We start from the raw sequence: 16,640 nt of genomic DNA, 5'->3' as shown, positions 1-16,640 counted from the left end.
AGTAATCTCATTAGTTCCCATATTAAGATCGTATAAGCTTGGGTAATACTTTTTGATAACTCCGGGAAATGTGGTTAGAGCAGCACTGGTAAGATCAAAAGTAGCTGTTCCTGCATTATTATTGTTACATCCGGTCAGAGTAGCGTTATTTGTGGTGAATGGAGTAGGGTTTAATTGAATAATGGCATTTCCGTCACATAAGGTAGATTGAGGGTCTTTTACAAATACAAGTACTGTTGTATTTCCTGTGTATTGAAAATTGGAAGGATTGGTAATTGGTGTTGAACTTCCTTGAACGATATAAGTGAAAATATAGTTGCCCGGATTATTAACAAGCTGAGAATTGAACGATGTTAAATCTACACTACCACTTCCTACTGCCTGATTGATGCATACATCCGGAGTAAGTGAGGCCTGCAATAAAGGAAGCTTATCTGCATATACCTTGACGTTTTTAATAGACTGTCTTGCAGTAGCAGCTCCTGTAGATGCTGAGAAACCAAAGTAGCCATTCGTCATATTGAGTGCTCCGCCGGAAGGTGCGAAAGACTGATTTACAATAGTGGTGTTGTCTATCTCGATCTTAATGATCCAGTTAGCCGGAATGGCCGGATCTACATGGGCACTTACCTTTACATGTCGGTAATTTGGTCCTATAAAAGGTAAAGAACTTCTGAGATCATTGGAGTGAAATGTACTTCCTGGAGTATTATTGAATTCAATATTACCTGTATTGGTGCCATACAGTACATGGACTTTGCTCATCTCCTGATCGGTGCTGTTATTGTAAACATCAAAAGCTACCATAAGGCCTGCTGCGTTATCCGGAATTCCCAGTCCATTTCCGGTAACATATGTAGCAGGTGGATTGGCAAGGTACCAAAACGCTATGCCGTCTCCATGAGCATATGTTCCGTTTCCGTCAATTCTAAAGTCAAATTCTACCTGCCAGTTATCGCAGGATTTCAAATTGATGGTTTCATTCAGCTTTATGCCTCCTACCTTTGCTGTCTGATCTGTAGTAAGCTGTATAAAATCTCCATTTACAACTGCAGAAGGAACGAGGTTCCAGCCGGTTGTATTCACGGGATTTCCTGTGAGCTGATATATTTGTGAAAATATTTTTACCGGCAAAAGTAAGATTGCCAACAAAGAAATAAGTATATTTTTTTTCATAACGGATTATTGTGATATTGTTATTTTTTAATGCTGATAAATACACATTTAATTGTATTCGAACTACCCTGGGGAACGAGTAGTTCGATACTTATCACTCAATGGCTATTCTCTGTTTTTTACTAATATCCAGCCGGTGTATTTTATTTCGGTATTGTTTTTATTGCTTTCATTCCATGAAATGGTATACCAATAAGTTCCGGTAGAAATTTTCTTTCCTGACGCTGTTCCATCCCAAGTAAAATTCCTCATTTTATTGGCTTCGTAAAGCTTATTTCCATATCTGTCATAGACGGTGAATATCAGGTTTTTCTTGTATGCCAATGCGGAGTAGTCGATAAAATCATTAACATTATCACCATTAGGTGTGATTGCGTTGATGAGGTTAGGAACTGTGATCTGTACTTCAACGGGAGTACAGTTATAAAAATCTTTTACATAAACCTTAACTTCTCCTCTCGAAAGACCTGTAAAAGTATTAGAATTCTGCCAATTGTAACCATCCAGTGAATATTGATACTGTGGAGTTCCTCCTGACACATTTACAGTGATTGTATTATTATTGATATCAATACTTGAAATAACCGGATTGGCGGAAGCAAGTACTTTTACGATCTGTGTGGTATAGCAGTTTCCTGTTTTAAGTTTAACCCAATAGCTGCCAACGCTTACTCCTTTTATAGATTGGGTTTTGGCTCCTGTGCTCCATTCATATTCAGAAAATCCCGGACCTGCATCTAAATCGGTTTTCTCGCCAATACAAATGATTTTATCTTTCAGGATAGCAGAGGTAACAGGAGGAAGAACAATAAGATTAATCTTTGTAATGGCGAAACATCCGTTAGTATCTGTAACCTTTGCGTATACTACTGCATTAGTGGACATGTACTGATTAGGGCTCATGATTTCATTAGTACCATTTAATGCATCGGCTGAGGTTTTGTAGTATTTTTTAGAAGCTCCTGTAGTTAATGATGTGATATCTGCTGAAGTCAGATCAAATATTGCATTGGAAATGTTATTTTCAATAAAGCAAGACCGAAGAGTTGCTTCTTTAACGGGAGTTTCCGGATAAAAAGAAAGCGTGATTTTTGCTGATCCCGTACAACCTTGCGGTGTTGTAACCTTTACATAAACTGTTGCCGGGGCTGATAAGTAATTGGCAGGAGATGTAATTTCATTGGAGCCGGCATTAAGGTCATTTAAAGTTTTATAATACTTCTTAATAACACCGGGCACATTGGTTACATTAGCAGTGGTCAGATTGAAAATAGCGGTTCCTGCTTTATTGTTATTACATGCAAGAATTGTTTTGTCATCTGCTTTGAAAGGTGAGAGAACCAATAGTATTTTCCCATCCGGATTATCACATAATACACCTGCATTGTCTTTTATGACAACAGTAACGGTTGTGTTGGCATTGAACTGATAATTTGTAGGGGTCGCAATAGGAGTTGAACTTCCGAAAGGGTAATAAGCAAATGTGTAATTGCCGGGATTGTTTACAAATTGAGAATTAAAGGTTGTCAAATCTACGGATGCATATCCTGTAGTGGGATTGGGGCAATATGACTGAGTTGCTGAGTTTTGTAAAATAGCAACTTTATCGGTATAGATTTTTACATTCTTGATTGAATGTCTTGATCTCGCGCCTCCCGTAGAAGCAGAAAATCCAAAATAGCCTACGGTCATAGCAGCCGCAGCTCCTGAAGGAGCAAAAGATTGGTTACAGATTACATTTCCGTCAATTGATATTTTTATAATCCAATTTGTAGGTGAAGCAGGGTCCACTTGGGCTGTCACTTCAACATGCTTAAAAGTGGTCCCTTGAAAAGGCTGTGTTGTATTCAGGTCTGGAGAATGGAAGGAACTTCCGGGAACATTAAAAAATTCTACGTTATTGGTGTCGGTTGTGTTGGGAACCAGCCCATAAGCAACGTGAACTTTACTCATTGTTGCTGTTGTAGTATTGTTGTAAGTGTCGAATCCTACAATAAGTCCAACTGCATTTTGAGAAACTCCAAGCCCGGAACCAAGTACACTGGCAACCGGAGGATTGGCTAAATACCAAAAAGCAATTCCGTCGCCATTGGAAGTTTGGTTGGAATCCATTCTGAAATCGAACTCTACTCTCCATTTGTCGCAATATTTTAAGTTGATAGGATCGTTTAATCTTATAGATCCGGATTGATTATTAGTGTCCGGAGTCAGTTGAATGAAATCAGTATTTACTGTTGCTGTAGGAACTACTGTCCATCCGGTTGTATTTACTGGGTTTCCTGCGAGTTGGTAAGTTTGAGTAAAATATTTTTCCGAAATACTGAGGAAAAATAGAATAAGACAAAAGAATAAACTTTTATTCATTTAATTGGGATTTAGGATTAATAAGTAAAGATATTAAATCCCAATTAATAAATATGTATTTAATGTTAATTTTGTTAAAAAATTAATTATTATTTAAAATAATATTATTTATTCTGAATAAATGATCGCTTTGCAAATCTAATCGTAGATTTGTGTTAATAGTTAAAATAGTGAGTTGTTGTCCAGATTCTCGAAATAAGTATCAATTTCAAGATTAGGAGAATTGGCTGCAGCAACGGCTAATTTATCACAAAGCTCGTTTTCGAAATGACCAGCATGTCCTTTTACCCAATGCATTTTAGGTGTATGCTGATTGTATAATTCTATGAATCTTTTCCAAAGATCAGGGTTCTTTACATTTTTCCAGCCTCTTTTTATCCATCCGGTAATCCAGTTTTGATTTACTGCATCAGCTACGTATTTGCTATCCGTATAAACATGGATTTCATTTTCTGTTGACTTTAATTTCTCTAATGCAGTAATGACAGCCAGAAGCTCCATTCTGTTGTTGGTTGTTTTCCGAAATCCTTTAGAAAAAGTCTTTTGATAATTTTTTTCAGGAACGCGCATGAGAATTCCATATCCGCCTTTTCCCGGATTGCCACTGCAAGCTCCATCGGTATATATTTCGATTCTCAAATTTGTTTTATATGAAATTGAATGATTGAAACTATCTCAAATCTGAGTAAGTTTTTTTATTTTATTAAACTAAATATTTAGTTTTGTTTTAGAACGGGAAATCATCATCGTCATCAAGATCATTCATAGAAGATCCTGAAAGTTTCGAGCTGTCCGGCAGATCAAAAGCAGCACCTGGTTGAATGGTTGTTTTGATTTTGTCAAAACCACTTGGTTCTCCAAAGTTAGAAGGAAATCCGCCACCTGCACCTCCATCAAAAGCCGCTTCAATATCTCCGAATTTTGCAAAATGTTTTAAGAAAGATAGTCTTACATCTGCTGTAGCACCATTCCTGTGTTTTGCAATAATTAATTCCGCTTGATTTTCTGTTGATGTTTCCTGGCCCTCTTCGTCATTATCCCAAACTGTAATCTTATAATATTCAGGTCGGAAAATGAAAGATACAATGTCCGCATCCTGCTCAATTGCTCCTGATTCCCTCAAATCTGAAAGCTGAGGTCTTTTACCCGGTCGCGCTTCAACACTTCTCGATAGCTGAGAAAGGGCAATTACCGGAACGTTAAGTTCTTTTGCAATGGCTTTTAATGACCGGGAGATCATGGAGATTTCCTGTTCACGATTTCCGACACCTTTTCCACCTCCTCCGGCAGTCATTAGCTGAAGATAGTCGACCATGATGAGCCTTACTCCGTGTTGCATTACCAGTCTTCGGCATTTTGCACGGAAGTCAAAAATCGAAAGAGAAGGAGTTTCGTCGATATATAAAGGAGCATTTTCCAATTCGGAAACATTAGAGAATAATCTTTGCCATTCTTCATCATCTAGCGTTCCTTTTCGCAATTTTTCAGATGAAATTCTTGTTTCTGAAGCAATCATCCTGGTGATAAGCTGTACAGATGCCATCTCGAGAGAGAAAAGTGCCATTGGGATTTTATGGCCTACAGCAATGTTTCTTGCCATGGAAAGAAGGAATGCTGTTTTACCCATCGCGGGACGTGCCGCAATAATAATAAGATCGGAATTTTGCCAACCTCCGGTTTCTTTATCAACATCTCTAAAGCCTGACGGGACCCCGGAAAGTCCTTGTTTGTCTTTTAAAGATTTAATCGTGTCAATAGCTTGTTTTACCAATGAATTAGCAGTGTCGAATCCTTTTTTGATAGTTCCGTTGGTGATTTCAAAAAAAGATTGTTCCGCTTTGTCCAGAAGTTCAAAAACATCAGTAGATTCTTTATAGGAAGAATCAATTACATTGGCTGAAACATTGATAAGACTTCTTAGGATATATTTTTCAAGAATAACACGTACATGATATTCAATGTGCGCAGATGAACTCACTCCCATAGTAAGATCAATAATGTAATGATCTCCACCTGCCTGGCTTAGCTTATCTTCTTTTTTTAAATCCTGAATAATGGTCATTAAGTCTACGGGGTGGTTGCCCTCATAAAGCTTTAAAATAGTAGAAAAAATGACTTGATGTCTGGGATCATAAAATACTTCAGGAGTAAGAAGGTCAATAGAATGATCAAGCCCTTTTTTGTCGATCAAAAAAGTTCCGATAACAAGTCTTTCAAAATCCACTGCATTGGGAGGCATTTTTCCATCCGCAATAGATAATTCTTTTGCAAAGTTTCCGTGCGTTAAGGATGATAATGTTTCTTTTTGCGCCATGGTGCAAAGATAGTCTATTTAGAAAATAATTAAAAAATAGTAATCAACAAATTATTAGCAGTTTTTGGAAAATACCATAAACAGAAGGTTGCATATGTTGATAAAAAAATCACCTCAGTCTGAGGTGATTTTTTCAACTATATAAATGGAATTTTATTCTTTATTTTTTACCAATACCCATCCGGAGTATTTTGTTTCGGTGTTATTTTTATCATTTTCATTCCATGAAATCGTATACCAGTATGTTCCTGTTGGTATTTTCTTGCCGAAGGCAGTTCCGTCCCATGTGAAATTTCTTATTTTGTTAGCTTCATGAAGCTTATTTCCATATCTGTCATATACAATGAAGACCAGATTTTTCTTGTATGCTAATGCGGAGTAATCGATTACATCATTAATGTTGTCTCCGTTTGGAGTAATGGCATTGATAAGGTTAGGAACTGTAATCGTGATTTGAGTAGGAATACAATTGAACTTATCTTTTACATATACTTTATTTTCTCCTCTAGGAAGTCCCGAGAAAGTGTTAGATTCCTGCCAATTAACTCCGTCAATAGAATACATATAAGGTGTTGTGCCTCCCGTAGCATAAATACTGATGTTATTATTAGAAATATCAATACTTGAGATGACAGGCTGTTGAGTTGGTTGAACTTTTACTTCCTGAAGTGTAAAACATTTTCCTGTTTTCAATTTTACCCAATAGCTTCCAATTCCAACATTGCTGATCGATTGAGTTGTTTCTCCTGTGCTCCATTCGTATCCGTCGAATCCAGGTCCTGCGTCTAATGTTGTTTTGTCTTCGGCACAGATGGTTTTGTCTTTTAGAACGGCAGATTTAACTGGAGGCAGAACGGTTAAAACAATTTTGGAAATAGCATAACATTGCTTATCGTTGGTTACTCTTACATAAATTGTTGTGTTGCTTGAAAGGTAATTACTAGGATTTAAAATAGCATTGGTTACATTCTCTGCATCAGCTAATGTTTTATAATATTTGATAACTGTATTGGTTGGAAGCGGGTTAGGCAAACCTAAATTAGCAGATGTAAGATCAAATGTTGAGAAAGTTATATTATTATCAATATAACATTCCTTAAGCTCAGTGTCTTTTAATACAACTACCGGGTTGAATAGTAATCTGATCGTTGTTGTTGCCTTGCATCCGAATGAAGAAGTTACTTTTGCATATATTGTAGCTTCTGGTGAAACATAGTTGGTTGGGTTGGTAATCTCATTGGTTTCAGCATTCATATCGGCCGCAGTAGGATAATATTTGATGGTTGCTCCTGTTCCTCCGAATACATTGGCTGTTGTCAAATCGAATTTGGCTGTACCCGCTCCATTATTATTACAGGAATATAAAGTTGCCGTATTAGCAGTTATACCAACATTGACAAATTTAAATTTCCCTGTGATAAAACATCCGTTCATTGGGTTGCCCGGACTATTCGGATCATGGTAGACAATTCTGTAATAATATGTTGTCGTTCCGTTTACAGTAGTTGTTGTAAGAGGATTATTTCCTGTAAGTACATCATTGGTGTTATTGTGATAACTTACCTGGAAATTGTTACTGTTTCCATTGATGATACCTGCTGTAAGGGTCGAAAAATCAAACTGAGTTGGAAGTCCACACACCATAACCTGGCTTGGGTCTGTTGGGTTTGGTCCGGCGATTCCCGGAGAAAGGAAAGGATAAGGAGCCAGGGCAATATCATTGAAAGCTGAAGTTAAGCTCGCTGTCCCGGTCCAGATAAGAGAAAATCCAAAAGTAGATTTACTATAATTATCTACAACTAAATAATAGGTTTCTCCTGCGTTTACATCCATATAAGGACTCCATTGTGAATTGTTGGGACTTCCCGGGGGAAGGTTTAAGTCTAACCCTGTATCTCCTGATGCTCCTGAATAATTACATCTTAGTGGGGTTACAAAAACATGCTGAGCATTTTGTAGTGAAGTACATCCATTAGTTGTAGGACCATACACTGCAAAATCATAATCATCAGTCGACTTATTGGGCTTTATGGTGAATGCAAGTGTACCTGAAGTTGAGACAGTGAAGGTATACCATACCGAATAATGTTCATTAGTAGACAGGCATCCTCCATTTTGATTGAGGACCTCTACAATGTTACCAACACCAGAAGGAGTATAGGAAATATCAGAGTTTCCACAGATTGGGATTGCAGTAACACAATCCGATTGCGAATAAAACGCCTGTGAAATGAATAAAATTAAAAGAAGTAGTATTTTTTTCATTGTTGAAATGATTTTTATAAAACAAAATTGAACTCAAAAAATTTCATAATATTTAATGTATAAACACCAACTCAAAACCCTGTCCAAATCCATTTTTAAAAAATAGAAAAGGAGTTTTTGTGATGGTCTCCATTTTACATTATGGAATGCCGGCTTGTTCTAAGGCTTTACTGATGGAATTTTGAGGCCTTACCCCAAAATTTGTCACGGGGAAGTATGAAATTAGTAAAAGTTTATTCATAAGCGGCTATTTTATAGCAAATATAAAAAATTATTAACGTTAAATTAAAGATTTTGAGATATATTTAATGAAAAGATGATTTGTAATTAATTGTGCTTATGAGTTTATGAAAGCTGAAATTGTGTTCTGTCTATCTTATGCTGATTGATAAAGTGTATTTAATCATTAGGATTTTAGAATCCATTGTGGGTGTTTTCTTACCGATTATTAGAATTTTATGACTAAAAACTAGAAATTTTTTAAATGCATGTTTTTAGAATGAACGCATAAAAAAATCGCCTCAATTGAGGCGATTTTTATAAAGGTGATATCAATTTATTCTCTATTTTTTACTAATACCCATCCTGAATATTTCGTTTCGGTATTGTCTTTATTGCTTTCATTCCATGAGATTGTATACCAGTAGGTTCCTGTTTGAATTTTTTTACCAAAAGCAGTTCCGTTCCATGTGTAGTTTCTTATCTTGTTGGCTTCATGGATTTTGTTGCCATATCTATCATATACAATAAATACAAGATTCTTTTTATAAGCCAGGGCTGAATAATCAATGACATCATTAACGTTGTCTCCATTAGGAGTGATTGCGTTGATGAGATTCGGAATTGTGATGGTAACCTGAACAGGAGTACAATTGAATGAATCTTTTACATAAACTGTATTCTCACCTCTAGGAAATCCTGTCAGAATATTAGACTCTTGCCAATTAACACCATCCTTAGAATACATATATGGAGGAGTACCTCCGGTAGCGCTAACTTTAACGGTGTTGTTTGATATCTCAAGGCTTGAAATAACTGGTAATAAGGAGGCTTGAACTTTTACTTCCTGAAGTGTGAAACATTTTCCTGTTTTCAGTTTTACCCAATAAGCTCCAATACCTATATTATTAATGGATTGGGTGGTTGCTCCTGTACTCCATTCGTATCCGTCGAATCCGGGTCCTGCATCCAAGGTTGTTTTATTTTCGGCGCAAATTACTTTATTCTTTAAAACAGTAGATTTTACAGGAGGTAGCACTTTCAGATTGATTTTGGTAATAGCATAGCATTGTCTTTCATTGGTAACCCTGGCATACATCGTTGCATCATTTGAAAGGATGTTATTGGCATTTAAAATTACATTAGTCTCATTTTGTGCATCCGTTAATGTTTTGTAATACTTAATAACTGTTCCGGCTGGAGTAGGGCTGGGAATTCCAATATTTGCTTTTGTAAGATCAAATGTTGAGAAAGTGATATTGTTTTCAATATAGCATTCTTTAAGTTCCGCTTCTTTTAATGTGACTACCGGGTAGAATTGTAACTGGATCGTTGTCGTCGCCTTACATCCAAATGGAGAGATTACTTTTACATATATTGTAGTTTCGGCTGAAACATAGTTGGTAGGGTTAGTGATCTCATTGGTTTCTGCATTCATGTCGGCTGCTGTCGGATAGTACTTAATGATGGCTCCTGTGCCGTTGAAAACACTGGCTGTTGTCAGATCAAATTTTGCAGTACCTGCTCCATTATTGTTGCAGGAATAAACAGTTGCAGGATTGGCGGTGATACTGGCATTTACAAATTTAAATTTTCCGGTAATAAAGCACCCGTTTATAGGATTATTAGGGTTGTTAGGGTCTTTATATACAATTCTGTAATAATAAGTTGTTGTTCCATTTACCATTGCTGTTGTAAGAGGAGCGTTTCCTGTAAGAACATCGTTGGTGTTATTATGATAGCTTACTTTAAAATCTGAACTGTTTCCATTGAGGATTCCTGCCGTAAGGGTTGAAAAGTCAAATTGAACGGGTAGGTTGCATAACATAATCTGACTTGGATCATTCGTATTGGCGGTAGGTATTCCCGGAGTAAGAAACGGATAAGGAGCCAGAGTAGAATTATTAAAAGGTGAATTTAGACTGGCTGTCCCGGACCAGATCAAAGCAAACCCGTTGGCGGATTTGGTATAATTATCTACTATTAAATAATAGGTTTCGCCTGCAAGTACATTCATATAAGGGCTCCATTGTCCATTGTTGGAGCTGCCGGGAGCTATATTTAAACTTAATCCTGTATCTCCTGGTGTCCCTGAATAATTACACCTTGTTGGGGTGACAAAAACATGCTGTGCATTTTGTAATGAATTACATCCATTAGTTGTAGGGCCATACACGGCAAAGTCATAATCATCAGATTGTTTATTGGGTTTAATGGTAAAAGCAAGTGTTCCTGAAGTTGAAACGGTGAAAGTATACCAAACCGAATAATGCTCATTAGTAGACAGGCATCCGCCATTTTGATTCAGGACTTCTATTATGGCTCCAGGGCCGGACGGCGTATAGGAAATGTCAGAATTTCCACAGACTGGGATAGCAGAGACACAATCGGATTGTGAATAATATGCTTGTGATATAAATAAGATTAAAAGAAATAATACCTTTTTCATTGCTGTTTTTTTTTCGAAACAAAATTTTTCTAATTGTATTGAAACTGTTTTTAAGATGGTTTTGAATATTATTCTCTATTTTTAACCATAATCCATCCTGAAAACTTAAATGAAGTATTCATTTTATCATTCTCATTCCACGTTACGGAATACCAATAAGTACCGGTAGGAATCTTTTTTCCGGCAATTGTTCCATCCCATTTGTATCCGTTGGTTTTATCACCTTGATGTATTTTAGTGCCATATCTGTCGAAAATACTTAATACCAGGTTCTGTTTATCTGCAAGTGCAGAATAATCAATCACATCGTTGATTCCATCTCCGTTTGGCGTAATGACATTAATCAGATTAGGAAGCACTACTGAAACTGAAATTGGATTACAATCGTAAGCATCTTTTACATAAACTTTATGATTCCCTCTTGTGATATTGGTGAATACATTGGAATCCTGCCAGCTTATATTATCCATAGAGTATTTGTAATTGGGAGTTCCTCCGATAACATTTACGGTTAATGTATTGTTTGAAATGTCAATATTAGTAATGACGGGATTTTCTGACGGGTATATTTTTACAGTCTGGGTTGTGATACAATCTCCTGTTCTTAATCTGACCCAGTAAGTTCCTACTCCTGCATTGTTGATCACCTGGGTTGTTGCACCTGTGCTCCACTCATAACTATTGAATCCCGGTCCTGCATCCAAAGATGTTCTCTTTTCTATGCAGATGATTTTATCAATTAAAACGTCAGATTTTACGGGAGGGAGTACAGTGAGGGTTACCTTGGCAACAGAGTAGCATCCATTTGTATCTGTTACTCTTATATACACTACGCCGTTTGGAGCAACATATGCTGTAGGGTTCATGATTTCATTGGTTGCATTAAGTGCATCTGTTAAAGAAGGGAAGTATCTTTTGGTGATGCCGGTTTGGGTTGTTACCGAAGCATTCGTAAGATTAAATGTACCTGTTGATGGATTTGATTCTATAAAACAGGTTCTTAAAGCTGCGTCAGTGACTACTACCAAAGGATAGAAATTTAAATTGATCCTTGCGGTGGCAGTACATCCCACAGGGCTTGTTACCAAAACATAAACAGTATTTGTTGAAGAGGTATATGTATATGGGTTTGTAATTTCATTGGTGCCGGCATTTAAATCGGCCATGGTGGGATAATATTTTTTTGTTCCGGTTCCATTAAATACATTAGCTGTTGTCAGGTTATAGACTGCAGTTCCCACATTATTATTGTTACACATTGTCAAAGTAGCATCATTCGCTGTGATAGCTCCCGATGTAAATTTAAATCTTCCAATTTGCCTGCAGGAATTAACAGGATTGTTGGGATTAGTAGGGTCCTGATAGTGTATGCTATAGTAGTAAGTAGTGGTTGTATTTACAGTTTGAGGTATCGTAATAGGATTGTTTCCTGAGAGCGCGTCATTCTGATTTAAATGATAGCTAACTACAAAATCTTGATTTCCGTTGATAATACCGGAAGATAAGCTGCTAAAATCAAAAACTGCCGGATCTGTACAGACAAGGACTTCGTTGGGATTCGCAGGATTGGCATTAGGAATACCCGGAGGTACGAATGGATGTGGGGTTAGTACAGGATTGTTAAATGGAGTTAATAAAGTAGCGGTTCCTCCCCAGGTCAATGAAAATCCATTAGTATTCTGGCTAAAATTATTGACTAAGAGATAATAAGTTTGCCCCGGTAAAACATCCATGTATTTACACCAATCTCCATTATTTCCTGTGCCTGCACCTGCATATGGGAAAGTCGTAGTCATATTAAGGCCTGTAGCACCTAATGTATATGATGTATTGCATCTAATCGTGTTTCCTTTGTTGTTGCAATTTACATTGGGGCCCCATACATAAAAATCATAATCTGTTGCTGAGGTTTGGAGAGGAGTAATTGTGAAGGTTAAGGTTCCGGCGGTGGCAATTGTAAATCGATACCAGACAGAATATCGTTCTGTAAAAATACCACAATTTCCATCAGGTAATTCCTGAACTCCCGGTCCATCAGGAGTATATGATATATCAGAATTACTACAAACTGTTAATGCTGTAATGCAATCTTGTTGTGCGTATGAAACTTGTGATAGAAATAATATTATTAGAAGTAGTAGTTTTTTTTTCATCAAATATGTATTTTTTGGATGACAGTAGTTGTTTATTTTAAATGCGTTTCAATCCCAAACTGAACATTAACTAATTTTATACATTAGTCTTGAAATAAATTGTATAGTTTGATTGACAAGTTTTTAACCATTACAATGGTTATGATGTTCTATATGCCGAAAAATTACCCGAAATAATCAGGATCTTATAAAAAGGATAAAAGTGTTCATAGCGAAATAATTTTTTATATTCAAATATATAAAAAATATTATTTCATTGCGAATTTATTACTTATTTAGCGTTTGTTTTGAATATTTTTTAATATTAATTGAATTAATATTACGTTTTAAATAAAAATTAGAAAAATTTACTAAATGAAAGCTGGTTTTATGAATGCCTTAATGAAGTAATCATCAAAATTATCAGAAAAAAACTTGTTTAAAATGTATTGTCAGGATTAATATTGCATTTTTCTCAGTTTCGGGTTTGTACTTCCTACGATAAGAGCAATTAAAACAGTCATGGTTCCACCAAATACAACAGAGCGTACTACTCCTAATAACTTGGCCATCAATCCGCTTTCAAATTGACCCATCTCATTACTGGACATGATAAAAATTGAATTAACACTCAAAACGCGACCTCTAATGTGATCAGGAGTTTTAAGTTGTACAATAGTTCCGCGGATTACTACGGATATCCCATCCAGCATCCCGCTCATTACCAGGAACATGAAAGATAGCCAGTATAGTTTAGATAATCCAAAACCAATGATGCAAAGTCCAAAACCGGTCACTACTGCCAATAATATCTTCCCTTGATTTTTCCTCAAAGGAACGATTGATAAAATGGTAATGATACACATTGAACCAATGTCTGAAGCTGCATTCAGAAGGCCAAATCCTTCAGCTCCGGAATTTAAAATATCCGTTGCAAAAACAGGAATCATGGCAACCGCACCTCCAAAAAGTACGGCAAACATATCAAGACATAGCGCTCCTAAAATTTCTTTTGTTTTAAAAATATAGGAAATTCCTTCACGCATACTGTCTGCCACATTAATACTTGCTTTTTTATACTCCGAATGTTGTTGACGAAGTTGCCAAAAGAATAATGATGCAATAAATATTAGAGATAGAATAACGACTAATGTCCACTTTACCCCAACATAGCCGATAAGAAGCCCGCCTATAGCGTGTCCACAAACAGAAGAAATGAGGAATGTTGCCTGGTTAAGAGTAACCGCATTGGGAAGGTTTTCTTTCTTTACAATTTTAGGAATCATAGAGGGAACTATAGGTCCGATAAAAGCTCTGGCTATTCCTGTAAAAAAAATCACTCCATAAATATAATAGGTAATCTGATGACCGGTGAAGTGCATTTCAACATTCAGAAATGCAGGAATAAGAAGAAGTCCAATGAGGAAAATATAAGCATAATTGCAAATGAGGAGCAATCTCTTTTTTTCATTCATATCAATAACATGTCCGGCGTAGAGCGCACAACTTACTGCCGGAATAACTTCCGAAAGGCCGATAAGGCCTATTGAAAAAGGATCTTTTGTTAATTGATAAACCCACCATCCTAACAATGTGGCAAGCATTCTGAAAGCTAAAACAATAAAAAATCTTCCGGTAAGGAGATTCCTGAATTCAATATTTTGTAAAGTTTTTAACGGGGTAAAGGAAATCATGGACAAAAATAGCCCTAAAAATTTATTTAGGGCTATTCATATATTGTTTTTTAAAAGATATATTAAATATATCCTGAAAGATAAAATCTATTTTAGTCCGCTCTTGAAGCACTAATTACTAATGCTGCAACTCCGGCAGCACCAATAATTGTTGCACCCGCTGCAATTCTTGCTTTCGACCTGTCTTTTACGGCTGCTACTTTTGTTTTAGGAATAATGACTTCTGTACTATCTTTTTTACCCGCTGTACCTACTAGATTATCTCCTACGATATTTCTGAAAAATATTTTTTGTTTTGGAGACCCGTCTCTCATAGTTACAACATAAGTTTTCCCCGCTTCCAAATTAGAGTAATTATTCTTTGAAACATCTTCACTATATTTTGTGGTAGCACAAGATGAAATAACAAATAAAGAGGTAAGTAAGGATGATTTTAACAGTACAGATGCTTTCATTATTTTCGTTTAGTTTTTCAAATTTATAATTTTTTCCGAATATACGTTTTTGAAATTTAAAAAATGTCTTTAAAGTTTGTAAATTTCTAATAGATTGGCAATGTTTCTATCGTTGGCTAATCTTGGAGTTTTATTTTGCCCTCCTAGTTTACCTTGTGACTTTGCATATTCATGAAACGCATTTTTACTAAGTTTTATGATGTGAAGCTTCTGTAAAATATTTCCGGAAATCAAATCATCATAATATGTATTTCTATTTCTGAGCTGCTGATCCAATTCATCCCTGAATAACTCTAAGTCTTCAGGTTCTTTTTCAAACTCTATCAACCATTCATGATAAGGTAGTCCTTCTGTAGGGTTTACCTGCGGAGCAAGATGAAATTCGGTAAGCTGAGCCGGATATTTTTCCAAAGTAGCTTTCATTGCTTCTTCCACTTCAAAAGCAATAACATGTTCTCCAAAGGCTGAAGTAAAATGTTTGGTTCTGCCACTTACCAATATTCTGTAAGGCATTTTATCAATAAATCTTACCACATCTCCGATGGAATAAGACCACAACCCCGAATTAGTGGTAAGAATTAGAGCATAATCTTTATGAAGTTCAACTTCTTTTAAAGTTAACCTTCTGGCTCCGGGTTTTCCATATTCTTCGAGTGGGATGAACTCATAGAAAATACCATGATTTGTTAATAACAAAAGACCTTCTTTAGTATAGTCATCCTGAAAGGCAAAAAAACCTTCTGAAGCCGGAAAAGTCTGAATAATATCCACTTTTCCTCCAAGCAAATCTTCCATTTTATCCCGATAAGGTTCGTAATTTACACCTCCTGTCACGATAAGCTGAAGATTGGGAAACAATTGCTTGATTTTTTTTCCATGTTTCTCAGATAATTTTTCAAAATACATGATCAGCCAAGGCGGTATTCCTGAGATCAGGGTCATATTTTCATGTTCCGTTTCCTTAATGATTTCATCAACTTTGGCTTCCCAGTCCTCCATAGTGTTGGTTTTCCAACTTGGGAGACGATTTTTTTGAAGGTAACTTGGAATATGATGGGCAACAATACCGGATAATCTTCCTGTTTTTATTCCAAATACTTCTTCCAACTCAGGACTTCCTTGTAAGAATATCATTTTTCCATTCACAAAATCCGCATTATTCTTTTGGGCAATATAATGAAAAAGAGCACTCTGAGCGCCTGCAATCTGAAAAGGCATTCCTTCTTTAGAAATAGGAATATATTTTGAACCGGAAGTTGTTCCTGAGGTTTTTGCAAAATATTCGGGAGTTTCTGTCCATAGAATATTAGCTTGACCTCTTTTTACTCTTTCGATATAAGGTTTTAGATCTTCATAATCTGCAATAGGAACCCTTTCCTGAAAATCTTTTACCGAATGAATATTCTCAAAGTCATGTTCCCGTCCAAAAAGTGTTTTTTGGGCAGTATTGATAAGAGAAAGCAATAAGTCTTCCTGGTTTTTATCTGCGTTTTTCTTGTATTCCTCTGCTTTTTGGACATGTTTTTTTGCCCAAATAAGCGCTGCATTTTTCTTGAAGAAGTTTAACATGCT

The 16,640-nt window shown here is 36.2% G+C and carries 10 protein-coding genes; all 10 read right to left on the bottom strand.

The window, feature by feature from the left end:
* On the bottom strand, positions 1 to 1,176 hold a 1,176-nt coding region (locus CW752_RS04310; protein ID WP_410493630.1), incomplete at its 3' end, for a lectin-like domain-containing protein.
* Between the two features lie 105 nt (positions 1,177 to 1,281).
* Positions 1,282 to 3,540 (bottom strand): lectin-like domain-containing protein, encoded by a 2,259-nt coding sequence (locus CW752_RS04305; protein WP_101238538.1) that lies wholly within the window; start codon positions 3,538 to 3,540, stop codon positions 1,282 to 1,284.
* Positions 3,541 to 3,702: 162 nt separating this feature from the next.
* Positions 3,703 to 4,179, bottom strand: a complete 477-nt coding sequence (gene rnhA, locus CW752_RS04300; protein WP_101238537.1) for a ribonuclease HI — start codon at positions 4,177 to 4,179, stop codon at positions 3,703 to 3,705.
* Between the two features lie 88 nt (positions 4,180 to 4,267).
* Positions 4,268 to 5,854, bottom strand: a complete 1,587-nt coding sequence (dnaB, locus tag CW752_RS04295; RefSeq protein WP_101238536.1) for a replicative DNA helicase — start codon at positions 5,852 to 5,854, stop codon at positions 4,268 to 4,270.
* Between the two features lie 153 nt (positions 5,855 to 6,007).
* Entirely contained in the window at positions 6,008 to 8,119 is a 2,112-nt protein-coding gene (locus tag CW752_RS04290; protein ID WP_101238535.1) for a T9SS type B sorting domain-containing protein, read from the bottom strand.
* A 556-nt stretch (positions 8,120 to 8,675) separates the two neighbouring features.
* On the bottom strand, positions 8,676 to 10,787 hold the full coding sequence (locus tag CW752_RS04285) for a T9SS type B sorting domain-containing protein (RefSeq protein ID WP_101238534.1): 2,112 nt from the start codon (positions 10,785 to 10,787) through the stop codon (positions 8,676 to 8,678).
* Positions 10,788 to 10,855: 68 nt separating this feature from the next.
* Positions 10,856 to 12,940, bottom strand: coding sequence for a T9SS type B sorting domain-containing protein (locus tag CW752_RS04280; protein ID WP_101238533.1), 2,085 nt, complete (start codon positions 12,938 to 12,940; stop codon positions 10,856 to 10,858).
* A 437-nt stretch (positions 12,941 to 13,377) separates the two neighbouring features.
* Complete coding sequence (locus CW752_RS04275) at positions 13,378 to 14,613, bottom strand: MFS transporter (RefSeq protein ID WP_101238532.1); 1,236 nt, start codon at positions 14,611 to 14,613, stop codon at positions 13,378 to 13,380.
* Positions 14,614 to 14,705: 92 nt separating this feature from the next.
* Entirely contained in the window at positions 14,706 to 15,068 is a 363-nt protein-coding gene (locus CW752_RS04270) for a hypothetical protein (protein WP_101238531.1), read from the bottom strand.
* A gap of 69 nt (positions 15,069 to 15,137) precedes the next feature.
* Positions 15,138 to 16,637, bottom strand: coding sequence for a GH3 auxin-responsive promoter family protein (locus tag CW752_RS04265; protein WP_101238530.1), 1,500 nt, complete (start codon positions 16,635 to 16,637; stop codon positions 15,138 to 15,140).
* Positions 16,638 to 16,640 lie beyond the last annotated feature (3 nt).

The sequence above is a fragment of the Chryseobacterium sp. PMSZPI genome (assembly GCF_002835665.1).
Taxonomy (GTDB): Bacteria; Bacteroidota; Bacteroidia; order Flavobacteriales; family Weeksellaceae; genus Chryseobacterium.
This window is presented reverse-complemented; position numbering and strand designations above follow the sequence as displayed.